This is a genomic window from Pseudophaeobacter sp. C1-32P7, from assembly GCF_041008775.1.
Classification (GTDB): Bacteria; Pseudomonadota; Alphaproteobacteria; order Rhodobacterales; family Rhodobacteraceae; genus Phycobacter; species Phycobacter gallaeciensis_A.
The window spans coordinates 38,828-61,517 of record NZ_JAXGFR010000015.1; the positions used below are offsets into that span (position 1 = coordinate 38,828).

Annotated in this window: 22 protein-coding genes; 9 read left to right on the forward strand and 13 right to left on the reverse strand. The window is 61.9% G+C overall.

Features of this window, described 5'->3' with window-relative positions:
• Nucleotides 1-380: 380 nt before the first annotated feature.
• Nucleotides 381-737, forward strand: a complete 357-nt coding sequence (locus tag SM763_RS18545) for a hypothetical protein (protein WP_093455092.1) — start codon at nucleotides 381-383, stop codon at nucleotides 735-737.
• Nucleotides 738-858: 121 nt separating this feature from the next.
• Here the strand turns inward: SM763_RS18545 and SM763_RS18550 are convergent, their stop codons facing one another.
• The 11 genes from SM763_RS18550 to SM763_RS18600 form a co-directional block, all read right to left on the reverse strand.
• Complete coding sequence (locus SM763_RS18550; RefSeq protein ID WP_093455093.1) at nucleotides 859-1,770, reverse strand: DUF2493 domain-containing protein; 912 nt, start codon at nucleotides 1,768-1,770, stop codon at nucleotides 859-861.
• 299 nt (nucleotides 1,771-2,069) lie between these two features.
• Nucleotides 2,070-3,116, reverse strand: a complete 1,047-nt coding sequence (locus tag SM763_RS18555; protein ID WP_093455094.1) for a DUF7146 domain-containing protein — start codon at nucleotides 3,114-3,116, stop codon at nucleotides 2,070-2,072.
• On the reverse strand, nucleotides 3,113-7,510 hold the full coding sequence (locus tag SM763_RS18560; RefSeq protein ID WP_093455095.1) for a strawberry notch-like NTP hydrolase domain-containing protein: 4,398 nt from the start codon (nucleotides 7,508-7,510) through the stop codon (nucleotides 3,113-3,115). Before SM763_RS18560 ends, SM763_RS18555 begins: the two co-directional genes overlap by 4 nt.
• A 126-nt stretch (nucleotides 7,511-7,636) precedes the next feature.
• On the reverse strand, nucleotides 7,637-7,936 hold the full coding sequence (locus tag SM763_RS18565; protein ID WP_103911893.1) for a type II toxin-antitoxin system RelE/ParE family toxin: 300 nt from the start codon (nucleotides 7,934-7,936) through the stop codon (nucleotides 7,637-7,639).
• Nucleotides 7,929-8,180 (reverse strand): type II toxin-antitoxin system ParD family antitoxin, encoded by a 252-nt coding sequence (locus SM763_RS18570; RefSeq protein WP_036784147.1) that lies wholly within the window; start codon nucleotides 8,178-8,180, stop codon nucleotides 7,929-7,931. The genes SM763_RS18565 and SM763_RS18570 overlap by 8 nt, the downstream gene beginning before the upstream one ends.
• A 50-nt stretch (nucleotides 8,181-8,230) precedes the next feature.
• A complete protein-coding gene (locus tag SM763_RS18575; RefSeq protein WP_093455097.1) occupies nucleotides 8,231-8,878 on the reverse strand; it encodes a hypothetical protein in 648 nt (215 codons plus the stop codon).
• Between the two features lie 104 nt (nucleotides 8,879-8,982).
• Entirely contained in the window at nucleotides 8,983-9,459 is a 477-nt protein-coding gene (locus tag SM763_RS18580; protein ID WP_093455098.1) for a DUF6915 family protein, read from the reverse strand.
• A gap of 1 nt (nucleotide 9,460) precedes the next feature.
• Entirely contained in the window at nucleotides 9,461-9,844 is a 384-nt protein-coding gene (locus SM763_RS18585; RefSeq protein WP_103911894.1) for a DUF6878 family protein, read from the reverse strand.
• Between the two features lie 79 nt (nucleotides 9,845-9,923).
• Nucleotides 9,924-10,220 (reverse strand): hypothetical protein, encoded by a 297-nt coding sequence (locus SM763_RS18590; RefSeq protein WP_093455100.1) that lies wholly within the window; start codon nucleotides 10,218-10,220, stop codon nucleotides 9,924-9,926.
• 116 nt (nucleotides 10,221-10,336) lie between these two features.
• The gene (locus tag SM763_RS18595) at nucleotides 10,337-10,717 is read right to left on the reverse strand and encodes a DUF3768 domain-containing protein (RefSeq protein WP_093455101.1); all 381 of its coding nucleotides are present in this window, start codon (nucleotides 10,715-10,717) and stop codon (nucleotides 10,337-10,339) included.
• 126 nt (nucleotides 10,718-10,843) lie between these two features.
• Complete coding sequence (locus SM763_RS18600) at nucleotides 10,844-13,021, reverse strand: ParB/RepB/Spo0J family partition protein (RefSeq protein ID WP_093455102.1); 2,178 nt, start codon at nucleotides 13,019-13,021, stop codon at nucleotides 10,844-10,846.
• Between the two features lie 456 nt (nucleotides 13,022-13,477).
• Between SM763_RS18600 and SM763_RS18605 the strand changes: the two genes are divergently transcribed.
• Both SM763_RS18605 and SM763_RS18610 read left to right on the forward strand, forming a co-directional pair.
• Nucleotides 13,478-14,392, forward strand: coding sequence for a hypothetical protein (locus tag SM763_RS18605; RefSeq protein WP_490363296.1), 915 nt, complete (start codon nucleotides 13,478-13,480; stop codon nucleotides 14,390-14,392).
• 366 nt (nucleotides 14,393-14,758) lie between these two features.
• On the forward strand, nucleotides 14,759-15,682 hold the full coding sequence (locus tag SM763_RS18610; protein ID WP_368999385.1) for an arsenic resistance protein: 924 nt from the start codon (nucleotides 14,759-14,761) through the stop codon (nucleotides 15,680-15,682).
• A gap of 69 nt (nucleotides 15,683-15,751) precedes the next feature.
• Here the strand turns inward: SM763_RS18610 and SM763_RS18615 are convergent, their stop codons facing one another.
• Entirely contained in the window at nucleotides 15,752-16,153 is a 402-nt protein-coding gene (locus SM763_RS18615) for a MerR family transcriptional regulator (RefSeq protein WP_219436576.1), read from the reverse strand.
• A 96-nt stretch (nucleotides 16,154-16,249) separates the two neighbouring features.
• Here SM763_RS18615 and SM763_RS18620 point away from each other — a divergent pair, with 96 nt between their 5' ends.
• The 6 genes from SM763_RS18620 (at nucleotide 16,250) to SM763_RS18645 (ending at nucleotide 21,123) form a co-directional block, all read left to right on the forward strand.
• On the forward strand, nucleotides 16,250-16,657 hold the full coding sequence (locus SM763_RS18620; RefSeq protein WP_368999386.1) for a mercuric transporter MerT family protein: 408 nt from the start codon (nucleotides 16,250-16,252) through the stop codon (nucleotides 16,655-16,657).
• A 12-nt stretch (nucleotides 16,658-16,669) separates the two neighbouring features.
• Nucleotides 16,670-16,975: a heavy-metal-associated domain-containing protein gene (locus SM763_RS18625; RefSeq protein WP_368999387.1), complete on the forward strand. Its 306-nt coding sequence runs from the start codon at nucleotides 16,670-16,672 to the stop codon at nucleotides 16,973-16,975.
• Between the two features lie 37 nt (nucleotides 16,976-17,012).
• Nucleotides 17,013-17,417, forward strand: a complete 405-nt coding sequence (gene merF / locus SM763_RS18630; protein ID WP_368999388.1) for a mercury resistance system transport protein MerF — start codon at nucleotides 17,013-17,015, stop codon at nucleotides 17,415-17,417.
• A gap of 19 nt (nucleotides 17,418-17,436) precedes the next feature.
• Nucleotides 17,437-18,786, forward strand: a complete 1,350-nt coding sequence (locus SM763_RS18635; protein ID WP_368999389.1) for a dihydrolipoyl dehydrogenase family protein — start codon at nucleotides 17,437-17,439, stop codon at nucleotides 18,784-18,786.
• A 58-nt stretch (nucleotides 18,787-18,844) separates the two neighbouring features.
• Nucleotides 18,845-20,296 carry a mercury(II) reductase gene (gene merA, locus SM763_RS18640; RefSeq protein WP_368999390.1) on the forward strand — a complete coding sequence of 484 codons (1,452 nt, stop codon included), beginning with the start codon at nucleotides 18,845-18,847 and terminating at the stop codon, nucleotides 20,294-20,296.
• A 323-nt stretch (nucleotides 20,297-20,619) separates the two neighbouring features.
• Nucleotides 20,620-21,123, forward strand: coding sequence for a hypothetical protein (locus SM763_RS18645; protein WP_368999391.1), 504 nt, complete (start codon nucleotides 20,620-20,622; stop codon nucleotides 21,121-21,123).
• A 297-nt stretch (nucleotides 21,124-21,420) separates the two neighbouring features.
• Here the strand turns inward: SM763_RS18645 and SM763_RS18650 are convergent, their stop codons facing one another.
• The gene (locus SM763_RS18650; RefSeq protein WP_368999392.1) at nucleotides 21,421-22,665 is read right to left on the reverse strand and encodes a sialidase family protein; all 1,245 of its coding nucleotides are present in this window, start codon (nucleotides 22,663-22,665) and stop codon (nucleotides 21,421-21,423) included.
• Nucleotides 22,666-22,690 lie beyond the last annotated feature (25 nt).

Consider the following 22,690-nt stretch of genomic DNA (forward strand, 5'->3'; position numbering starts at 1 on the left):
CAACTCAGACATTGGGAGAAGTGCGGTGGCCGCGAAGGAAGGTGGGTGAACTGCCGACAACTAAGAACGCCGAAACGATCCTTTCACAGTCACACCTGATCTTTCGATACATACCACGACCCGTCGCAACGCAACACCGGCCCGTCTTGAGGTCCTCGGTCGAGTTACCAATGGCCTAGAGCAGAAAGTGATCTCACAGGCTGGAGAAGTTGAAATGCCCAGGCGAGGACGCGCACATCTTTTCCCGACAGCTTCAATCCCGGCCGCGTTGCGAACTTCGAAGATGTCCCGTATGGCAGCGCAAAACTGAGCAAACGACGTGTGCGACTCGGAAGATCAGGCAAACGCCCGAGCCCGCTCCAATCCCGACACGTGTCGGGATGAGTGAAGAGGATAAGCAGTTGGACGGCGCAACACAGAATGTGGTCACCGAGGATGGCCTGCGCGATCTGCTCTCAGATGGCTACCTCATCGAGGTGATCTGCAACCAGACTGCCGAGAAGCGCCATAACAGTTGGTATGGCGCGTGGATCGTGCACGCGGTGACGAAGGACGGCCAGGACGCGAAGATGCTTGTCACGAGCCGCAGCGTCTTCAAATTGCGCGAGTTCAAGACGATCGTCGGATTGGTCAGTTTCCTGGCCGAAATGGGGCGCCTTTCGGCGAACATCCCGCTGATCCCGGGACGACGTGAGCGTCACGAGGCTTTTGGAAGTCCCGCGACAGCGACAAACTAGAAATACTCATCCACACACTCAGCAGTCTGACAGACCAAATCCTGCAATACTGCGCACCTCCGCGAACTCAAAGTGCGAACCGCACTGGGCGCTCTGACTGATGTCATTGTAGAACCGGGGCCTAAGCCCCGATCCTCTTGATGCGGATCCCGAGCTTGCGGGCCTTGTCGACGATGTTCTCTGTGATACCCGAACCTGGGGTGGCGATCAGCCCTTGGGGCATGGTCTCCAGCATCTTGTCATTGCGCTTGAAGGGGGCGGCCTTCCCGTGGCTCTTCCAGTCGGGCCTGAAGACCACCTGGGTGACACCTCGGGTATCTGCCCAGCGGGCCGCGATCATCTCGGCGCCTTTGGGCGTGCCACCGTGCAAGAGCACCATGTCGGGGTATTTCGCAAGGGTGGCATCGAGGACGGACCAGATCAGGTCGTAGGCCTGATAGTCGCCGCCCGAAAAAGCGATCCGTGTGCCTTCGGGGCAGTGCACCTCGGTCTCCTTGCGGCGCTTGGCCGAGAGATAGGCCCGACTGTCCACCACGGCGGAGATCAGACCCCGATGCGAGACCTTGGATCCGGTGCGGGGCAGCCAGGGCGAACCGGTGGCGGCCGAGAAATGGTCCACGGCCAGATCGCGCATCTGCTCGAAAGCGTCGCGATGGTCCCAGAGCTTCAGCCCGATCATCTGGAGGCGTTCCAGCTCGACCGAGGCGACCTCAGAGCCGTCCTGGATCGCGAGGCTTTCCCGGACCTCGAATTCGTTGTCGTCGAGAAGCTTCTGGATATGGGTCAGCCGGCGATGGAAGATCGAGGTGAGGGACCAGAGCATCTCTTCAATATTGTCCTCCAACTGGCTGCCGGTGAGGAGGCCGATGGTGGTCTCAAAGAGGGTCGCCATGGCGAGTTCGACCTCGTCGGGTTGGGGCAGGGGGCGATGATCGGTCTCGCCGGGTCCCGGTGTTGCGCCGTGAAGTGCGAGGTGGTCGAGGATGGCGGAGGTCACGCCGGTCTCCTCTTGGATGTCTGTCTGATGGGGCATTGTCTGGTTCCTCTGTTTGATCTGACCCGATTTGGATGGGGCGATGTCAGGACCGGCGGCGACCGGGCCGCATCCGTCAGGATCGGAGCGAAGCGGAGAATGTGACCCGGACCGGAAAATTGGTCCCGCGAGGAATGCCCTGAAAGGGGAGGGGAATTTTCCGGGTAGCGGGCGCATTGCTGCCCGGGCGAGGGGCACTCAGCCCCGACCCGCTGGTCCATCGCTCCCCTTGTCCAAACGGGATCAGATCGAACCGGCGGAACCTTTGCCCTGTCGGACATCAATGGGTAGGCAGGCGGTCATCCGCCCCCAATCTCCAGACCTTGCGCTTTCATGGCCTCTAAAAGGGACCGGCGCAGCGCATCCTTGCCAAGTGCCCGCAGATCGTCGTTGAAATCGCCCATTGCCGGCACGAGATCACCACAGGCAATTCCTCGCGATTCCAGTTGGTTACGCAATCTCTTTGATGCATTGCGTCCTGCTTCATCATTGTCCCGCGCGATCCAGATACGCTTGATCCCCGGCGGCGGGATGAAGAGGCCGAGATGGGTGGCGGTGAGACAAGACGCGAGGTCGAACTCAAGCAGAGCCGTGCCAACCGAAAGGGTGTTCTCGAGACCTTCGCCGACGATGAGATCAGTGCGCCCGGTGCCAGACCAGAAGCGGATGGCATGGCCATGAAGCTGCCCAAGGATCCGCTTCGGGTTCTCGATCGCGGCCAGACCGCCGGTGGAGGGGTCGAGATAGGTGCGCGCGCAGCCAGTGATCTGGCCCCGATTGTCCGTGATCTTCGCCAGCAGGGCAGGGGCTCTGTGCGGCGGATCAGGCCCGTCCTCGCCGTGGCGCAGGAAGACCTGCGGGTGATAGCGGAGCGCTGGACCGAAGCGCGAGATCCCGCGCCCCTGCAAATAGGTGGCCGCCAGAGTGCCGAGGACCGGCTTGCCTGCGGCAAAGAGCTTCCGCGCCCGCGCGATGCGTTTGCTGGAGGCTGCATCCGGGCGCTCAGCCTTTCGGGTTTCACGAGGTACGGCAGCGCAGGGGGCCTCGCCGAGAAAGGACTGCGCCTCCCTCAGCGTTTCCTTGAGCGTGACCGAACCAAGCCGTTCCTGCAGCAGGTCTATCAGATCGCCATATTGCCCCGTCGCAAAGTCGGCCCAGGATCCGGCCTTGCGCCCACCTTGAGCTTGCAGCCGGATGGCGAGGCTTTGACCTTTGGCCCCCGAGGTATCGCCAACCTGCCAATAGTTGCCCTGCTTGCGCCCCTCGGGGAAATACTGGCGGCAGAAGCTCTCGGCCCGATCTGCCAGATCGGCCGAGAGGTCTGCGATGCTGCGCCGCGCGTTCATGCGGCGGCATTCGCAGCGTTTGCGCCAACCGGATGCTCGCCGAGCACGCGCGCCAGCACGTCAATGCCGTCCACCGGGATGAACACCCGCGTCTTCCACTGGATCACCTCGGTGAAGCAGCCCAAAGCCTTCAAACCGGGCAGGGCCGCACCGGACGCGCCGATCAGCTCACATCTCGGCTGCCCCATCACGAGCGACCGGCGCAACTGGTAACCGCCGAGCAAGCTGAGGGTCGTCTTTGCGTCCATCACCGCGCCGAACACCTCCTGCGGTGCCATCTCGATCTGACAATCGAGACCGAGGCGCGCGTAGACATTGAGAAGCTGATCCTGGCTGACCAGACGGCCGATGGCGCGTTCCCCATCCTCGGTCTGCAGGCGATAGATGCGCATGTTGTCAGCGGGCAGCCGATCCCAGATCGGCAGGAGCAGCCCGCAGATCAGCGTGATCTTCGAGGTGGTGAACTCCGGCACGGCGGCGACTTCGGTCTGCCAGAGATGTTCGAACATCGAGTCATCAATCTCCTCCCAATGCGAGGTCGAAAATTCGCTGGCCGCGAGGATCTCGGTTCCCATGGGCCGCAGCAGTTTCACCCGCAGGATCGGCACACCGTCTTCGTCCATGAAGGCGGGCGCCTTCACCATCAGCGCCGCGCGTTTGGAGGTCGTGTTCCAGCAGAGCGTCGCGCCCTCTGTGTTTGCGCAGATCGATTTGACCCGGGGCAGGGCGAGAGGATCGTTGCGGTCTGTGCGCTCCACGGTCAGCGCAGTGGCCGTCGCCCCCGTCGCCTCATGCTCGAAGATGACCTTGCGATCGACGATCTCGAACTTCTCCGCGCGCAGGGTCTCGAGGCCGACATCCAGCGTGCCCGCCTGCCGCGCGTCTTCGATGATCGCCGAGAGGAACCCGCCGAAGGCCTCGAAAATTGCGTCTTGCACGTCAATCCTCAGAGCAAGGCAGCGGTTCAGGAACTGCTGGATCGGCGGCAGGGTTTCCTTCATCGTGCCGTCCGCGTCATCGAGCGTCAGCCCGGTCATCTCCTGGAATTTGGCGTAGGAGCAGGCGTCAATCTTGCCCGCGCGCAGCTTGTAGAAGAACTGGCGCCGCGCCGCGCGTGCGTAAGGGCTTTCGAGGTTGTCCTCGGCGCGAAACATGTTCTGACCGCCGGTCTCGCGTTGCCCCTTGGTGATCGCCCCGAGCGTGTCGAGGCGGCGCGCGATGGTGGAGAGGAACCGCTTCTCGCCTTTCACATTGGTGGCCACCGGCCGGAACAGCGGCGGCTGCACCTGATTGGTGCGATTGGTGCGCCCGAGCCCCTGGATGGCATTGTCGGCCTTCCAACCGGGCTCGAGCAGGTAATGCACCCGGAGGCGCTGGTTCTTTGCCCCAAGGTCGGCGTGATAGCTGCGCCCGGTGCCACCTGCATCTGAGAAGATCAGGATGCGTTTGGCGTCATCCATAAAGGCCTGAGTCTCGCCGAGGTTGGAGGAGGCGGGGCGGTTCTCGACCTTGAGCCGCCCTTCGCGCGTTTTCACGATGCGCCGCTTGCGCCCCGTGACCTCGGCCACCGCATCGCCGCCAAAATGCCAGAGGATCTGGTCGAGCGCGCCCTGCACCGGGGCGAGGGCACCCAAGTGCTCGATCAGATCGTCCCGCCGCCGCTCCGCTTCGCGGCAGATGATGGGATTGCCGTCAGCATCGAGGGCGGGGCGCGACCGCAGATCGCCGTTCTCGTCGGTGTAGGGCTCGAAAAGCTGCGTCGGGAAGCTGTGCATCAGGTAGTCCATGATGTTTTCACGCGGTGTAAAATCGACCTGCAGATCGTCCCAGTCCGAGGCCGGAATCTCCTCGAGACGGCGTTCCATCACCGCTTCGCTGGTCGAGACGACCTGAATCACTGCAGAATGCCCCGCCGCCAGATCCGCCTCGATCGCGCGGATAAGCGAGGGGCATTTCATGGCGGTGATGAGATGGTTGAAGAAGCGCTGTTTGTTGCTCTCGAAGGCCGAACGCGCGGCGGATTTTGCCTGGGCGTTCAGCGTGCCGGTCTCGGAGGAGATGCCAGACGCCTGAAGCGCGGCCTCAAGATTGGTGTGGATGATCTGGTAGGCATCGGCATAGCTGTCGTAGATCGCGATCTGAGGGGGCGTCAGGTCGTGCACCAGCATCTCGTATTCGACCCCGGCGTAGGAGAGCGAGCGTGCCAGATATAGCCCGAGCGCCTTCAGGTCGCGCGAGATCATCTCCATGGCGGCAATACCCCCGGCCTCCATCGCGGCGACAAACTCTGCACGTGTCACGAAGGGGAAATCGCCAGTGCCCCAGAGCCCGAGGCGGGAGGCATAGGCGAGATTGCCGACGACCGTGGCCCCGGTGGCCGAGACATAGAGGACGCGTGCATCAGGCACAGCGTTTTGCAGTGCGAGGCCAGCGAGGCCCTGCTGTGAGGCCTTCTTGTCGCCGCGGTCGGACTTTTCGCCAGCAGCATTGGCCATGGCGTGGCTTTCATCAAAAGCGATGACCCCGTCGAACCCTGCGCCGAGCCAGGACGTCACCTGGTCGAGACGGGAGGCTTTGCCTTCCCGCTCGGCGGAGCGCAGCGTGGCGTAGGTGACGAAGAGGATGCCTTCGGGCAGGCGGATGTCGCTCCCTTGGCGGAATTTCGAGAGCGGCACGATATCGCTTTCACGCCCCCCGAGGGCCATCCAGTCGCGCCGCGCATCTTCGATGAGCTTGTCGCTCTTCGAGACCCAAACGGCCCGGCGGCGCCCTTTGAGCCAGTTGTCGAGAATGATGCCCGCCACCTGCCGCCCCTTGCCGCAGCCGGTGCCATCGCCCAGGAACCAGCCCTTGCGCAGACGGAAGGCACCTTCGTCACCCTCCGCCGCGGCCATAAGCTGACCCTCGATCTCCCCGCGCTTGAACCAGCCTTTCAGGTGCGCCTCGTGTGCATTGCCCGCGTAGATCACGCTTTCGAGCTGCGGAGCGGAGAGGAGGCCGTCAGCGACAAGGGACTTCGGCAAGACTGGGCGATAGGTCGGCACGGGCGGCGGGACAGACGCCATGGCTGCGGATTGGACAAGTGCTGTCGGGTGCTCCGCTGCGCCGCCGATCCGCATCGCCTGAAGATTATAGGTCTCGTAAACCGTGTCCTGCAGCGCGACGCCCGGTACGCTCCAGGCTTTCGGCAGGTAGTCGAGCGGGGCCGTCACGACATCATCAAAGGGATGCCGGGCGCGCTCCTCGGCGCGGGCGCGGGTTTCCTTGCGGGCGGCGTTACGCAGAGCGTACAGGTTGGTGCGGGACTGGCGGTTCGGCACAGACAATGCCGCGCTGGTAGGGCAGGGCGGGGGGTTGCGGCGCGCGGGACAATGGGTGAGCACTGCGGAGAGAAGATCGCCCGTGGTTGCGCAGATGGGATGATAGACGGCCTCGATTTCGACAGGTGCGGTCTCGCGTTCGCCCGCCGCGCGCTTGTCGATTACCGTCAGCCGCGTGTCGATCGTGGTCCCATGCCGCGCGAAGACCTTGCCGTCGATCGCGGCGGAAAACACCACGTCTGCGCTCTGGCCTATGCGTTGAAACGTCGGCTGGAAACTCTTGGTGGAGGGCCGAAAGCTCTCGCCCGTGATGATGACAAGCCGCCCACCCGGAGCAAGACGTGCCAGCGCGGACAGAACATGCTGACTGGTCGCCTGCCGAAACCGACCTTCGACATGGTTCGCAGCCGAAAACGGCGGGTTCATCACGATGACCGAGGGCGTGATTGCGCGGTCGAGACGGTCGTCGATCGAGGCGGCATCGTGATCCGAGACAACAGCATCCGGAAACAATTGTTCCAGCAAGGCACGGCGCGTTTCCGCAAGCTCATTGAGAACAAGCCGCGCGCCTGCAGTCCGGGCGAAGATCGCCAGCATGCCGGTGCCAGCGGATGGCTCGAGCACCAGGTCGCCCTCGCGAAACCCCGCCGCCTGCGCGACAATCGCCGCAAGGGGCAGGGGGGTCGAAAATTGTTGCAGGCGGACGCTATCTTCAGAACGCCGTGTGTGCGAGGGCGCCAGACTGGCCAGCCGCTCGATCATGGTGAGGAAGGCCTGCGGCGAGGCCGCCTGGCGCTGCATCAGCGCGCCATAGCGCGCGAGCATCAGGATTTGCGCAACCTCGACGGCCTCGTAGGCGTCCTTCCAAACCCAGGCGCCGCTCGTGTCGCTGGCACCGAAGGCCTCCTCCATCACGGCGCGAACAGCGGCGGCGTCAATGGGTTTGCCAGCCTCGAACAAAGGGACGAGGGCATTTGCAGCCTGCATCAGGTTTTGAGCAACGCCTGCAGCCTCGGGCAGGGCAGGGGCCTCTGAAAGACATGCAAGCGGGACGGAATGGGGGTGAGCGTTCATCGGCAATCTCCGGAGTTGAGGGTTGGCCCCAGGCCCCGCGCGCACTCTCGCACCCGGGAGGGGTCACCCCTCCCGCCCTGTCTCTCGCTCTTTCATGGCAAAGCCCTGGTGCGAATTTGCCCTGCGTCAGGACGGCCGCAGATGGCGAGGCACGTCCATCGATTGATGCAGGATCCGGATCACAAATATCCTGTCCGGGTCCACCTCATAGAACACGAGGTGCCGGCCCGTGATCAGTTTACGCGCACCCTGCAGGAGATCGGAGCAGTCCGACCCCATTTGAGGATTGGCGATCAGCCCCTTCAGGGCACGCTCGATGTCGTCGAGATAGCGGTCCGCCTGCGCCGCGCCCCACTGTCGGTCTGTCTCGACCCAGATATCGACGAGATCGGATTTAGCCGCTTCAGAGAGATGGATGTCACGCATCAGAAGCGCCGGAGCGGCTCCGCGCCTCGCGCTTGATCGCATCCATATCGAGCGGACCAGCGTCGCCGGATTGCTTGCCCTCCATCAACGCAACGCGAAGCCGCGCCCGCTGACCTTCCTGTTCTTCCATCAGGCGCAAGGAGGCGCGGATCAACTCGCTGGTTGACCCGTAGCGCCCTTCCTTCAACATCAGGGCAATGAATTCGTCCCAATGGGGGCCCAGTGTGACGCTTGTGCTTGCCATGTTCACCTCCGAAATACGCATGAATAACATATATGAGTACTTCACGCATTTCAACTCGGAGGTGGGCTTGCGCCCAGTTCTTCGGCGGCGACGGCTCTGGATCTCGCCTGTAAAACGAGATGGTCTACAAACGCTCGTGCCTCGGACAGGCAGTCCAGCTCATAGTCGCCGAAGAAGCCCCAGCAGGCGTCGAGCTCCTCGCCGTCACGCTCGATGACATAGCCATAGACCCGCCCGCCAAGATAGGCGTCGTAGCTGACGATTTCAGCGCGCAGGATGTCGGCTGCCTTTTCCCGCAGTGCCTTGGTGACGCGCTTCACATCGAACTCCTTCCGAACCGCCTCAAGCAACACATAGACGTAACCGGCCTGGCCGGAATCCCACGGGCAGTGGAACCCGATGGTGTTCATCGCGAGGCCGGAATGGTCATAGAGAAACACCGGCAGAAGGATCGCCTTGCGCTCGGCGCGCTCGCGCAACTGGTCCATTGAGAGATCACACTGATCCGAGACACCCGCGAGATCGCGCAGAAACGACTCGGGGCTTGCGAAATGGTGGCTTTCGCCCAGCCGGTATCTCCGATGCCAGCAGATCAGCGTGCCGAGGTTCGACCACTCCCGTGGGCTTTCGGGATCGGGGTCATGGAAAATCTTGATGGTGTGGCCGTGATAGGCCTCCTCATAGACAGGGTCGTGCATGTCGATGTCCTTTCTTGGAACGAAATCGACTCGCCAGGCCGATTGGGCGCAGGCGAGTCGATCTGGTTGTGATGAGTTGGTTGGTGAGGTTGCCGCCCGTCGGATCAGGCGGCGGCGCGGTTCTGGCGGTGCTGAACGTGTTCGACCGAGACCTTCAGCAGCCATTCCTCGAAGCCGAGAATGGTCTGGTGATTTGCCACCGCGTGGCTCCAGACCGCGCGCGGATCGCTGCCGATCTGCGTCGGGTCGTTGTCGATCCGGCCGTTGGCCATCCACGGTTCCGGTTGGATGCGTCCAAGCCAGTCGGCCAGCGACGGGATGCGCCCTTGGCAGTCTTCGCGCACATGTTGTTCGCCGATCCAGCGGATCGGCACGACCCGGCCCGCGCTGTTGGTCAGGCTTCGCCCAAACAAACGCTCAGCTTCGAAGATCCCGAGCGTGTGGTGCCGATGTGCTCGGTGGGTGAAAAGTGCGAGGTGTTCCTTAGATGAGTCGAACCAATCGTGCACATATTGGTAATCATCTGGAACACCTCCGAACTTTCGGGCCGAGCTTTCGGCGTGGTGGAGGGGATGTGCCATATCAAAGCCCCTCATGTTCGGTGGTATTGGTCGCGATGTAGCGGTTCGAATGACTGACATCGATGTTGTCAGTCGCGAGCACCCAGGTCAGTTCGCCATAGCCACCTTCGTTGTTCTCGAACCCGGGGCTGAGCGCATAGGCGAAGTCCCAGCCGAAATCTTCGACCCGGCGGCGCAACTCTTCTGAGAGAGAGATCGTGTCTGGCGTCACGACGACATCTTCGATATTGCCGGAATCGCCGTAGCCTTCGTATTGCACCTCGATCTTCGTCACGCCGACGGCACGCAGTTCGGAGAGAAGGGCCACGCGGGTCACAACCCTCTGTTCGGCGGCGCGTTGCTGGGCTTCCAGCATCTGCGCGTAAAAATCATTCACTTGTGTCATGTCTTCGATCCTTTGGAATTGAGGGAAGGGGAGGGCGACCTTTGCATCAGATCGCCCAGGAGGTTTCCTGCGGGGGGCTTCAAGCCGCGGCGTCGCCGCGTTCGTCACCCGTCCGGTCAACCAGGTTGAAATACAGATTCTCAGTCGCGCGCTTGAACCCCGGCGGTTTGCGCGGGGCGAGGCAGCGCACTGAGGCACTGCAGCTCTCGCCATGCTCCATCGCGAACTGCGTCACTTGGTCGATCAGGTCGTCCATGCCCGCGGCCTGGATGCGCTTTTCCGGGTAATTCGCCATCATCTGGAACTGTGTGACGACGAAGGCGCCGTCGCGGTGCGCGGGATAGAGGGTGATCTGATAGTCGAGTGTCTTGGCCATCTCTGGTCTCCTGCGGCGGGCGGAACGCGACCATCGCGCCCCATGGAAACCCGCCAGCGCGAAAGGACCGCCCTTTGTGCAAGGGCGATCCGAGGTGATGTTGAAGAAGAGGGGCGTCAGTATTCTGACGGCAGAAGCAGGGTCAGGACGCGGCGGGTTTGCGCGGGATCGGATGGCTCGGGAGAGCCATATTGATAGTCGACGTCGTACAAATCGAGCTTGAACCAGGTCGTGGTCCCGTCGAAGTCGATGACCCCCATCTCGTGCCAACCATGGGGGTCACTGTCAGCGTTGAACGCGTCAAACGAAGCGACGCGGCGGGTGAGAGCGAGCTGGGCGTCCGGCCCTAGTGCTGCAACACCACGGGTCATGACAAACTGGCCCTGCGGCGCATCGGCGACGGGGGTGGTCCTGAGAATGGAGCGACGAAAGGCATCATTTTGCCCGGCGATCAATTCGGTTTCCTTGACGGGATCGATATCGAGTGTGGTGGTCATGAGAATTCTCCGGGACGGGCCAGCCGATCAGACACCGGCTGCGTGAAACCCGTCAGCGGGAAAGGGCCGCCCTCTGCGCGAGGACGGCCCAAGGCTTAGGTCATGATCGGATCGGTTTTCGCCGCGTCAGGCCGCATCCTCGCTCAGGAAGGCGGGCAAGGACGACGGTTCATTGCTCTCAGCGTCGCTCAGAGAATCTTCGGCGGACAGATCTCCCTCCTCGGTCTCCGGCGCAGCGCCTGCCGTGTCGGCACCAGCCTCCGTCGCACCGGCAAACACCATCCCGTCGGGCAGCCACCGCGTCGTCTTTGCAACCGTCGCGGCGTCGAAACCTTCCGTCTCGCTCGCCGCTTCTGCGAACGCCCGCTCCATCGCGGCCGCGATATCGCCCTTGCGTTCGCGATTGCGATCCTCGGCGTAGTCGTCACCGATCAGCTTGCGCGCCGTGGCCACCGCATGCCCCTTGTTGACCCGACCCCAGTAGTTTTGGGCAGTCGGGCGCCAGCAGGCAGCCACATCAACATCGAGCCGCGCGCCGATCTCCTCGATGATCGGGGAAGGACGATTGTCGGAGGAAAGCTGGGGTTTGACCGCGAGACCCGTCGCCCAGGCGAAAAGCGCCTGCTTGTCCGCAATGGGCAACGCCGACATCGTCCGGAAGTCCTCGGGTTTCTGAAGCTTCATCCAGTCCGTGGCGAGGTCTTGTTCCAGCGCCTCGAGCATTTTTTGGGCGACGGTGTCCGCGTGCAGCACTTCGCGGTCTTGCGCCTGGAAGGGCCGGATCGAGATGTCGAGTGCCTCGTTGCCGTAGGACCGCCCCAAAGCCTGTTCGCAGAGCGCGTAGAGCATCGCATCGAAGGCCACCTCGAAATCAGCCGCCAGATGCGCCCTGAGGATGTGCTGGCGCGTGGCACGCAGATCATCCGCCAGGCTCGCCGAAATGCCGTCCGCCTTGCGCAACGTGGCCGCGGGGTCAGAGGTCGGCACTGGCGTGGAGGACGTCGGCGGCGTCACATGTGGGCGGGCGGGGGAGGAGGCATCACCCGCATCAGCACTATCTTCGTCCGGCATGGCCGCAGCAGGGATATCTTCTGGCCGCACCAGGCCTTTCTCGACACGTAGCGCACCGTCATGACCGATGGTCAGAACCACGCCCGCAATGGCGCGATCTGCGTCCGCGAAAGGTTGCCGCTCGCGCTGCAGGGCTTCGATCTCGCGCAAACGCGGCTCGATGGCGTAGTATTCTTCGGTCTCGGCGTCGGTCCAATCCTCGCCGTCATTCTGCGCCGCCAATTCCTCTTCGCGGGCGATGAGATGCTCTTCCTCGGCGAGCAGATCGGGATCGGGTTCGATATCCTGCGGATAGACACGCCCGAAACTGCGAAACGCCCCGTAATCCACAGAGAGATGCACCTCGACCCATTTCCATGTCCCTTCAAAGGGTTTGGCCGCGGCCTGCAGCTTCTCGATGGCGAGACGCTCGAGGAGCTCAGGGTTTTCCATATGGGCGCTGGCGCGATCGTCGAAGAGGTCGCGCAGCAGAACGCCTCCCGCCGCCTCATAGGCTTCGATGCCGACGAAACGCCCCAAGGCCGAGTTCGCAGAATGCGCGGTCTCGGTCAGTTGGCGTTTGATGCTTTGCGGGTGGATGTGATAGCCGCCCTTCACCGCGTTCCAGACCGCCAGTTGCCGATCGTGGTCGTCGGTCAGCGTAAACGCCATCACGCATTCGAGGGTCAGATCCCCCGCGCGAAATCGCTCGATGATTTCGGGCGCGACACGGGCGAGTTTCAGCCGACGGCGTACCAGGTCGACGGAGACACCGAATTTCAGCGCAATTTCGTCCTCGCTGCGCCCTTCGCCAATCATCTTGTCGAAAGCTTCGAACTGGTCCGCCGGATGCATGGCTGCGCGCTGAAGGTTTTCTGTGGCGGAGGTGAGGATGGCGTTGCGTTCGTCCTCGACGAGGCAGGGCACCGGGTGGTCTGCGGGGATCACACCGTCCTCGGCCAGCTGTTTCAGCGATTTGAGGCGACGGCCACCGGCGTCAACAGCAAAACGTGTCTCTGACAGCGCATGAACCACTAGGTTCTGTTTGATGCCTGTCTCGCGGATGCTGGCGAGGAGTTCGGCGTCGTCGCTAGCGCTCGCGGCGACTTTGCGGACGTTGAGTTGGCTCGGCTCCAGCTGGTCGAGCGGGATCATCCGGATGTCGGCGGCGCCGTCAGGCGCAGCCGATCCGGCGGTTTCGGTTTTCTTTGAGGTGGCGGGTTTCGAACGCGTCGTGGTTTTGGTCTTGGCCATGGTCAGGATCCTTGTCGCGCCGGACCCGGAAGAGGCTCTCTCTTTCCTTTCAAGCCCGGCACACGGGCTTCCCTTTCTCTGGCTCTTTGCAATTGCGAAACACGTCAGCAATCGACCGTTTGTAAATGGATGCAAGCGTGTGTTATCTCGTCGTGCTGGTGCACAATCCCTTGGTTTCCTTGTGCTGAGCGCGATCTGAGAGGTACCGCCGACAATCGCGCGCGCGTACTATATATATAGAGCACGGGCGATGGCCAAAAAAAAATGCTTGGGTAATGTGCATCATATTCGTATTTTGCACACATGAAGCCGCAAGCGCCTATTTTTAATGACGATTACGACGACCCCCTCATCACTACCGAGGGGGATGAAGATGTTTCGGAAGACGATCTGTGGTTTCTGCCCGGTCCGATGGAAGATGAGCCGGATTATCTGCCGCCCGGACCACGGGCCGAAGTGCGCGAGACCGCTGTTCTCGACGATTGGCGAGATGCCGAGGCGGGCCATGCTGCCCGCCTTGCCCGTGTCGCCGGAAGGATCGGTGCGCTAGGGGACCGTCTGAAGCGTGGCCCGGAAGGCTGGCGGCACAGGCTTGCGTTGATCGAGGCGGCAGACCTCAGCTGGTTTGTGGGTGACCGGATTGGCCCGGACCGGCTGGCGCTCTGGATCTCCATGCGCCTGCCCGGCGTGCAGGACGACACTGCGGCGCTCGCCCGTATCAGTTGGGCAGTGCGCCGACTGATTGGCGGGCCGGGACCGGAGGTCGACCTGTTCGCCTTCCTCGACCGCCGTGACCCAGAAAACCTGAGCGACGATGCCGAGCCCTTGACGGATCGCGCGACCGGTTGGCTGGACCTGATGGCGCAAGCCTCCGATCTTCACCCGATCACCCGCGCGTGTTTCGGTTTTCACCTCTGGAGCCTCGCGGGCCTCGGAAAGCAGAGCGACGGAATGGAAGCGGCGGTCACGGCGTCGCGCATTGCTGCGCATGAGGGCGAGGGGGCGATATTCGCACCCCTGGCCATGGGTGGGGCGGGGGCGCTCCGCGCCTGCGGCCCCCCGGCTGACCGTTTGGCGCGCTGGCTCGAGGGAATGGAAACGGCCTGCCTGACCGCGATGCGGCACCTCGACGATATCGAGACATGGTCGGCGCGGGCGGAAGCCAAGATGACCCCGCTCTCGGGCAAGACGCCGCCAGCCCTTCGCGGAGTGCTGAGCGAATGGCCCCTGGTCTCTGCCCCCATGGCCGAGGCCCTAACCGGAGCCAGCCGCGCCGCTGTCCAGCGCAACCTCGCCTGGATGGAAGAGCGGGATCTGATCCGCGAGCTAACAGGGCAAGGACGGTTTCGAATGTGGCGCGCCACAAACTGATGGTCGAACCGATCTGTGCGGCGGCCATGTTGCGTCTATCCGCAGCGCAGCTGAAACGGTGAGGAGCGCCGTTTTCCAGATTCTCGAGGTCAACGAGTTCGGCTGATTGGCTGAGACAATTCGGCTATCGCCGCGTCCCCAACTATAATGAAAGCATTGTCGACTGGGTCGTGACCGGTCTGCGGGTATAAACCGGACAGACCAAACAACGCTCCAAGCGACGAACGTGCCGTTGTCGCAATGGCCTGTCTAGTGATGTCTTCTTGAAAATCGCCGTCGGATAGAGCAGGGGCAGGACATGAAGCTGCAAATCTCGAACGCCATCAAGCCTGGATCTATCTCGCTACCATCCTTTCCGGTCTGGTCTTGGGCGCGCTCGCCCCCGGTATCTCGGGGGTGTTCGAGGCGCTGCTGTGGCCGGTGCTGGGGCTTATGCTTTTCACTACCTTCGCTCAGATGCCGCTCGCGCACCTGCCGCGCGCGACGCGCGACCGGCGTTTCATCGGCACCCTGCTGATCGGCAACTTCGTCCTGGTGCCGCTGCTGGTCTGGGGGCTGATCGCGTTCCTGCCTGACGATCCTGCGCTTCGGCTCGGGGTGCTTGTCGTGCTGCTGGTGCCCTGCACCGACTGGTTCATCACATTCACCCATCTCGGTCGCGGCGATGCGGTGCGTGCCGCGACCGCGACACCGATCCTCCTCGCGGTTCAGTTCGCCTGTCTGCCGCTCTTCCTCTGGCTCTTTCTCGGTGACGCATTCCTTGAGCTTCTCGCCGCCGACCGCATTGCCGCCGTCTTTGCGGCGCTTATCCTGCTGCCGCTCACAGCGGCTTTTCTGCTGGAGCGTTGGGCAGGGGCGCGCCCGGAGCGGGCCGCGATAGTAAATCGCCTCCCCTGGCTGCCGGTTCCGCTTCTGGCTGTCGTGGTGTTCCTGATCGCGGCCTCGCAAGTCGACGCGGTACGGGATGCGCTGCCGGTTCTGGCGCAGGTGGCGGGCGTTTACGTCGCCTACCTCGTCGCCGCAGCACTTCTGGGAGCGGCGACCGGGCGGGCGACCGGATTGTCCACTAGCGGGCGACGAACGGTCATCTTCTCGCTCGGAACCCGCAACTCCATCGTCGTACTTCCGCTGGTGCTGGCGCTCGGACCGGAGTGGAACGTGGCGGCCGTGGTCATCGTCTTCCAGTCGCTCGTCGAGCTCTTCGGCATGGTCGCCTATCTGTGGATCGTGCCGCGCTATCTGGTCCCCGAACATGCGGCGATCACGCAGGACTCCACGGGGAACGAATGATCGCAAACAACGGCGCTGGAACCATTGTCCGCTTGGCTGACATGCGTGGGCGTCCTCAACTATGGCCCTTCAGGTCACCTCCGTCAGCGCGTCGATCACAGGGCATTCAGGGACATCGTCACCGGTGCATTGCGCCACGGTGGAGGACAGCACGCGTTCGATGCGTCTGAGATCGTCGATCTTGGCGCGGACCGAGGCGAGATGCGAATTTGCAAGACCCTGCACCTCACCGCAGGTCTGGACCCCGCCATCGACCAATGCGAGCAGATCGCGGACTTCGTCCAGCGTGAACCCCAGCTCGCGCGCCCGCATGATGAAGCGCAGGCGCCCGACATGGCTCTCGTCATAGGCCCGGTAATTCTTCGACGTGCGCGGCGGCTCGGGCATGACGCCGATGTTCTCGTAGTAGCGGATGGTCTCGAGGTTGCATCCGGTCAGCTTGGCGAGATCTCCGCGCCTGAGGACCTTCACCGATCTGTGATGATTTTTCACGTTTCACCCCCTTGAGCCTGTACCAGCTACAGACCCTAGATTGAGATCATCACTGAGGCAAGGATGATTCGAACCATGACTGAGACCACATCCGCGGGCCGGCAGACGGCAATGGACGAAACAGTGGCTGCCGACAAAAAAGCATGGGCGACAACCTGGCTCGGCGCGCTTGGCGCGCTGGCCATGACCTCATGCTGCATCCTGCCGCTGGTGCTGGTCAGCTTCGGCGTTACCGGCGTGTTCATTGCGCAGCTGGGCGTTCTCTACCAGTATAAATGGATCACCTTCGCGCTGAGTGCCGCCTTCATCGGCTATGGATTTTACAAGGCCTATCGTCCGATCCCGGCCAAAGTCTGCGCGGATGGCACCTGCGCGCGTCCCATGAACCGGACACTCATGCGATCCATTCTTTGGATTGCCACCGCAATCGTCGCCGTCGCGATGATCTTTCCCTATCTCACCCCATACCTTCTGTCCTACTGAAAGGCCGAACTCATGAAGTCACTCCATCTTGCCCTTGCGGTCGTTGGAACTCTCGCAGCTTTCCCCGCCAGCGCCGCCGAACAGCGCATCAATATCGGGGTCGGCGAACTGACATGTCCGACCTGCTCCTACACGGTGGCGGCGGCCATGCGGGGCGTTCCCTCGGTCGAGATCATCGACTTCACGGAAGGAGAGGAATTCGGCACCGGCACCTACATCGTCGCCTTTGATGACGAGGCCACCGATCAGGACATGATCGTCGAAGCAATCCGCGCCACCGGCTATCCGGCGGACATCGTCGAGTCCGGTGATTCCTGATCGCATTCACCGACCCGCACCCGGAGCTGGAGACAGCATGACAGACATGAACAATAACAATGAACCCACGACCCTTTTGCGGCGCGGCCTCATCGGCAGCGTATTTGCGGCGATCTGTTGCTTCACGCCGCTCCTGGTGCTGATCGTCGCCGGGGTCGGACTTTCTGCCGTTGTTGGTTGGCTCGACTACGCGCTTTTCCCGATGCTCTTCGCCTCGCTGAGTGCGGTTGCATATGCCTTGTGGCAGCAAGCCGGCAGACCAGGGCACAGTCCGAAAGCCCTTCTCATCGGCTTGGCGGTTGTTCTGACGGCTCTGCTGTTCTGGCTGGAGTTCCGCTTTGCTCTGCGGATCTCGGTTGCCGCCGCTTTGGCGGTGGCGGGATATGCGCTCTGGCTCAGAAAATCAGGCAGTTCAGCAGTGAGCCGGATCAAGAGAAACTGACACAAGGAAAGGAACAGGTATGACCAAGACGTATGACCTCATCGTGATCGGCGGCGGCACTGCTGGAAATGGCGTCGCCCGGATGGCCGCGGATGCAAGCTGGAGCGTCGCCAGCATCGACAGCGAACCCCATGGCGGCACCTGCGCCCTGCGCGGCTGCGACCCCAAGAAAATGCTGGTCGCGGTCACCGAGGGTGTCGAATGGGCGGAAAACATGAAGGGCAAGGGGCTGGTGGCGCAGCCGTCGGTCAACTGGCCCGACATGATCGCCTTCAAGCGCAGCTTCACCGACAATATGCCGCCCCGCGTCGAAGGCGGAATGGAAAAGGCGGGGATTGACGTCCTGCACGGAGAGGTTCGGTTCACCGGCTCCGATACGATCGAGTTGAACGGCGAAACCGTGACGGCGAAGCATTTCCACATCGCCACCGGCGCGCGGCCGATGACGCTGAACATTCCCGGCGAAGAGCATCTGATTACCAGCACCGAGTTTCTTGAACTCCCCGACCGGCCCGACCGCATCGCCTTTGTCGGCGGTGGCTTCATCGCGATGGAATTCGCACATATCGTCAGGCGCGCCGGTGCCAGCGAAGTGACCGTGCTGGAAATGGCGGATCGCCCCCTTGGCAACTTCGACCCCGACCTGGTCGAAATGCTAGTCGAAGGCACCGAGGAACTTGGCATCGACCTGCGCACCAAGGCGAAGGTCACGAAGATCGAGAAACAGGGCGATGAATTCACCGTCACAGTGGAACGCGCCGACGGTACCGAAATCGTGACCTGCGACCTGGTGGTGCATGGCACGGGCCGGGTGCCGAATATCGACAGGCTGAACCTCGAAGCCGCAGGCGTAGAATACTCGCGCCGCGGCATCAAGGTGAGCGACGCGATGCGCACCACCAACCCGGCGATCTTCGCCGCGGGCGACTGCACTGACAGTGGGCCCAAGCTGACCCCGGTGTCCGCCTTCGAAGGGCGTGTGGCAGGCAAGAACCTGCTGGCTGGAGAGGACGAGCGTACCGTGGATTATCCGCCGATCCCGTCGGTAGTCTTCACCCTGCCGATGGTGGCCACCGTGGGCTTGTCGGAAGCGGCGGCCAGGGAACAGGGGCTGAAGTTCGACACCCATTTCGAAAAGACCGGGGACTGGTATTCGTCGCTGCGCGTCGGCGCGAAACATACTGGGTTCAAGGTTCTTGTCGAACAGGGCACCGGCAAGATCCTCGGCGCGCATCTGATCGGACCGGGCTCCGAGGAACAGATCAATCTCTTCGCCATGGCCATGGGTGCCGGGCAGACCGCCAACCAGATAAAGGCCATGATTTTCGCCTATCCGAGCTATGCCTCCGACATCGGTTCGATGGTGTGATTCAAAATTATTGATCGGGGCCGTGTCGCGATACCGATCGCAAGCTAAGGAAGAACCAATGGACCAAACTGTAACGAAAGACGATTGCTGCACTGCCAGTGAAACCCGCGATGACAACTACGATCTCATTGTCGTTGGTGCCGGCTCGGCCGGGTTTTCTGCCTCGATCACGGCAGCCGATGCCGGAAAGCGCGTGGCGCTTATCGGGCACGGCACCATCGGCGGCACCTGCGTGAATGTCGGCTGCGTGCCATCCAAGGCGATGATCCGCGCCGCCGAGGCGGTCCATGGCGGCGCGTCCGCTGCCCGGTTTCCGGGCATCTCGCCTTGCGCCCATGCCGTGGACTGGGGTGGCGTGGTGAAAGGCACCGCCGATCTGGTCGAGGAGATGCGGCACAAGAAATATATCGACCTGCTGCCCGCCTATGAGAACGTCACCTATATCGACGAAGGCCCGGCGCGACTGGTCGAGGGTGGCGTCGCCGTCGGAGGCCGGGTGATATCCGCGCCGCGCGTCCTGATCGCCACCGGCTCGCGCCCGCATATACCTGTAATTGACGGGATCGAGGCCGTGGAGGCGTTGGATTCCTGGGGACTGCTGACTCTGCCTGAACGGCCCGACAGCATCATCGTGCTGGGCGGCGGCTATATCGGCTGCGAGCTGGCGCAGATGGCCTCCAGACTGGGGGTGAAGGTCACGCTGGTGACCCGCTCACGCCTTCTGCCAGGTGCCGAGCCGGAGGTGACCGAGGCGCTGACGGAGGCGCTGAAGGTCGAGGGCATCACGGTCGAGACCGGTCTTGCTTACGTCTCGGTCGCGAAAACTGCGGGCGGCGTCAGTCTGACTGTCGAACGGGGTGGCAAGACCGAGGATCTGACCGCCGAACGGCTGGTTGTGACCACCGGCCGGATCGCCAATTCCGAGAACCTTGGATTGGAAGAGCTTGGCATCGAGACCGACGCGCGCAGCTCGATCAAAGTCGGTCCTGACATGGCCACCACGCGGGCCGACGTCTGGGCAGCGGGCGATGTCACTGACCGTGACCAGTTCGTCTACATGGCGGCCTATGGTGCCAAGGTGGCGATCAATAATGCCCTTGGATTGGAGCCGATGCGCTATGACAACGCGGCGATGCCGTGGGTCGTGTTTACCGACCCGCAAGTGGCCGGCGTCGGCCTTTCGGAGGCCGAGGCCAAGAAGGCGGGGTACGACGTCAAGACTAGCGTGATCACGCTCGACAACGTCCCGCGCGCCGCCGCTGCACGCGATACCCGCGGCGTGATCAAGCTGGTGGCAGACGCAAAGACCGACCGCCTGCTGGGCGGCCAGATCGCGGCACCGGAGGGGTCGGACACGATCCAAACACTGGCCATGGCCCTCAAGTTCGGCATGACCGCACGTGCGCTCGGCGAAACGATCTTCCCATATCTGACCACGGTCGAAGGGCTGAAACTGGCCGCACAGACCTTCGACAAGGACGTGGCCAAACTCAGCTGCTGCGCGGGGTGAGAAGATGAGAAATTCCGGCGACACCGACTCATAAGCAGCGCTGATTGTGAACCAGCGCGTACAAAGCCACAGAGTGCTTGTGGCGGTTAGCAATCTCTCGGCGTGGAGGCTGATGGCGGTAACGGATAATCACATATTAGAGCCAGCAGTGCACATCCCATCGTTTTGTCATTAGCTTGGTTATTGTGGCGGGGTTCATAAACAGACCGATCTCATCAAGATGGAAAGTGATCGAGAGTTGCCGAGAACGTCGCTGGGTCAACAATTGGTGATTACATTAGCCCTGTCTGTTTGATCGCCCGCAATACACAGAAAGAATCGCCATGAATACAGTTGATACTGATTCTCGCACAACAGGTTCACTACCCGCATTCAACGCCCGAACTTTAGGGTTAATGTTCGTCGCAGGTTTCTTTGCAACCGTCGCGTTCGATCTGTTGGGTCAGATCATCAGCCCGGGCTTGGGCTTTTCGCGGTTGTCACCGCACGGGCTAGCGAGGAGCTTACTCGGCAGCCTTGGTCTGCCGAACGGTGATTTCGCGGGATATTTCGTACATTTTTATCTTGTTGGCCTGATTGGCTATCCCGTCGGTTGGTTGTTCGTCTTTAGACCAATTTGGCACCGTATCGCGGGGCAGACCAACTGGTTTTTGCCCTCGGCGATCTATGGATTCGGTCTGTGGGTGTTCGCCATTGGGGGTATTACGTCTGTCGCAGGTCTTCCTTTCTTTCTGAATTTCACCGGCATTACCTGGGTAGCGCTGGTAGGTCATGTCCTATACGGGGTCGTATTGGTCGCTACACTGCGCGTAGTTGATCGACCGTGAATAAGATCGTCGGGATGTAATCGGGGCTAAAATTTACCTGTTCGGGGCGGCAATACCCTCGCCGTATGTCGGTGCCACCCCCGAACAGCCAGACCCGCGTAATGTTCGGGACCGGGATCATGAAAAAGCGTGGCACGCTACAATTTCCGGGCCAGAGACCGGTCACTATGGATGAGAAATCACCGTCAGTTGCCAGTAGCCCTATTGCAGGAAATGCAATTCTTGTTGATGGTGATCGATGGACCCACTCCTGATGAGAGCCAAGCGAAAGAACCATCGGCTTTCGTCCGGAAAGCTTCAATAGGAAGCGAAAACCGTGCGTATAGTCGAACTCGGTTCCGGATCATCCGAGTTGCCGGGCTGCGTCCACGACAGGTAAACCCCGTCATTCGTTCGCGCCATGCGCGGGAAGTTGACCGAACCTGCGCCGTTGTTTCGCGCAATCAGTTGCAGGTCCTTACACTGCTGACCGGTTCTGATCCGGCAAGCAAGGATCACCTCGCCTTCATTTGTCCATTCGACCCACGTCACGAGCGCAGTCTGGGGGTCCAGCATGAGAATATCGACCCGACCGGCGGGAATCCCGAGGCTGACTTTCGCCGGATCGCCAAAATTTCTGCCACCATCGGAAGAGAACGCAACCTTGACTTCCGGCTTGTCATTTGCAGCCGTGAACCAGGCCACGGCGGCTGTTTGACCGGCGGTCGCGATGGCGGGGCCATTGACCGGGCAGCCGGAGATTTCCCAGCCGTCATTGTGGACGTTTGTTGGTTCTGACCACATGCCGCCTTGGTGTCTTACGACAGATATATCCCTGATTTCCGCATCTGTTCTGTCGCGGTATGTGACAAGGACCGTGCCATCGTCCAGCGATGCGGCGGACGTCTGGCAGCATGAACAGGTCTGCGCATCGACAAGAACATCATCGGTTCGCGTGCCTTCGGGCGTGATCCGGGTTGCGCGCAACTGCATGGCATCCGGGTAGTCGCTGGCTGCGCTGGTGAAAAGCAGCTTGTCATATGCGCGTCCGTCAAGCCAGACAGACATCAAGGAACCGTCTTCGAGCGGCTGGAGCGTGACAAAACCGTGTTGGCTGACCGACCGATCATCATGTGGCGTTATCGGAGCGCTCCATGTCAGGCCCTCATCCGGCGAAAGAGAGATCTTGACGTCATAGGCATAGTCGTTTTTGGAATTTTCCCACAGCCAGTGGGCCGCAAAGGTACCGTCTTCGAGCGCAACAACGGACGGAAAATCGGCCCAGTTCACGAAGAGTTCGTCGGACACGGTAACAGTGCGGGCCGCGCTCCATTCTGCGTTTTCAAGGACCGACAATTTTACCGCAAACCCGTCAGGGTGTGGTTCGGTCCAACCCAGCAGGACCCGATCATCTTGCAGTGCGAACAGGGTGGGTTCCTGCGCATTGTTCCCGACCGGTGGGGCCAGGTCAGCGAACTCCAACGGCTCGGCAAGGGCAATGTTTGCCGTCATGGCCGCAAACAGATACGCAACACTCAAAACAGAATGGATTTTTGATGGCATTGCGCACCTTTCCGATTATCAGACC

What these genes read in the sequence shown, in the direction of transcription:
- SM763_RS18620 (WP_368999386.1), top strand. Translation starts at nt 16,250, where the DNA reads ATGACTGAGACCACATCCGCGGGCCGGCAGACGGCAATGGACGAAACA.
- SM763_RS18565 (WP_103911893.1), bottom strand. Translation starts at nt 7,936, where the DNA reads ATGCGTGACATCCATCTCTCTGAAGCGGCTAAATCCGATCTCGTCGAT.
- SM763_RS18635 (WP_368999389.1), top strand. Translation starts at nt 17,437, where the DNA reads ATGACCAAGACGTATGACCTCATCGTGATCGGCGGCGGCACTGCTGGA.
- SM763_RS18580 (WP_093455098.1), bottom strand. Translation starts at nt 9,459, where the DNA reads ATGGCACATCCCCTCCACCACGCCGAAAGCTCGGCCCGAAAGTTCGGA.
- SM763_RS18570 (WP_036784147.1), bottom strand. Translation starts at nt 8,180, where the DNA reads ATGGCAAGCACAAGCGTCACACTGGGCCCCCATTGGGACGAATTCATT.
- SM763_RS18590 (WP_093455100.1), bottom strand. Translation starts at nt 10,220, where the DNA reads ATGGCCAAGACACTCGACTATCAGATCACCCTCTATCCCGCGCACCGC.
- merF (WP_368999388.1), top strand. Translation starts at nt 17,013, where the DNA reads ATGACAGACATGAACAATAACAATGAACCCACGACCCTTTTGCGGCGC.
- merA (WP_368999390.1), top strand. Translation starts at nt 18,845, where the DNA reads ATGGACCAAACTGTAACGAAAGACGATTGCTGCACTGCCAGTGAAACC.
- SM763_RS18555 (WP_093455094.1), bottom strand. Translation starts at nt 3,116, where the DNA reads ATGAACGCGCGGCGCAGCATCGCAGACCTCTCGGCCGATCTGGCAGAT.
- SM763_RS18595 (WP_093455101.1), bottom strand. Translation starts at nt 10,717, where the DNA reads ATGACCACCACACTCGATATCGATCCCGTCAAGGAAACCGAATTGATC.
- SM763_RS18625 (WP_368999387.1), top strand. Translation starts at nt 16,670, where the DNA reads ATGAAGTCACTCCATCTTGCCCTTGCGGTCGTTGGAACTCTCGCAGCT.
- SM763_RS18585 (WP_103911894.1), bottom strand. Translation starts at nt 9,844, where the DNA reads ATGACACAAGTGAATGATTTTTACGCGCAGATGCTGGAAGCCCAGCAA.
- SM763_RS18650 (WP_368999392.1), bottom strand. Translation starts at nt 22,665, where the DNA reads ATGCCATCAAAAATCCATTCTGTTTTGAGTGTTGCGTATCTGTTTGCG.
- SM763_RS18600 (WP_093455102.1), bottom strand. Translation starts at nt 13,021, where the DNA reads ATGGCCAAGACCAAAACCACGACGCGTTCGAAACCCGCCACCTCAAAG.
- SM763_RS18645 (WP_368999391.1), top strand. Translation starts at nt 20,620, where the DNA reads ATGAATACAGTTGATACTGATTCTCGCACAACAGGTTCACTACCCGCA.
- SM763_RS18575 (WP_093455097.1), bottom strand. Translation starts at nt 8,878, where the DNA reads ATGCACGACCCTGTCTATGAGGAGGCCTATCACGGCCACACCATCAAG.
- SM763_RS18550 (WP_093455093.1), bottom strand. Translation starts at nt 1,770, where the DNA reads ATGCCCCATCAGACAGACATCCAAGAGGAGACCGGCGTGACCTCCGCC.
- SM763_RS18560 (WP_093455095.1), bottom strand. Translation starts at nt 7,510, where the DNA reads ATGAACGCTCACCCCCATTCCGTCCCGCTTGCATGTCTTTCAGAGGCC.
- SM763_RS18545 (WP_093455092.1), top strand. Translation starts at nt 381, where the DNA reads ATGAGTGAAGAGGATAAGCAGTTGGACGGCGCAACACAGAATGTGGTC.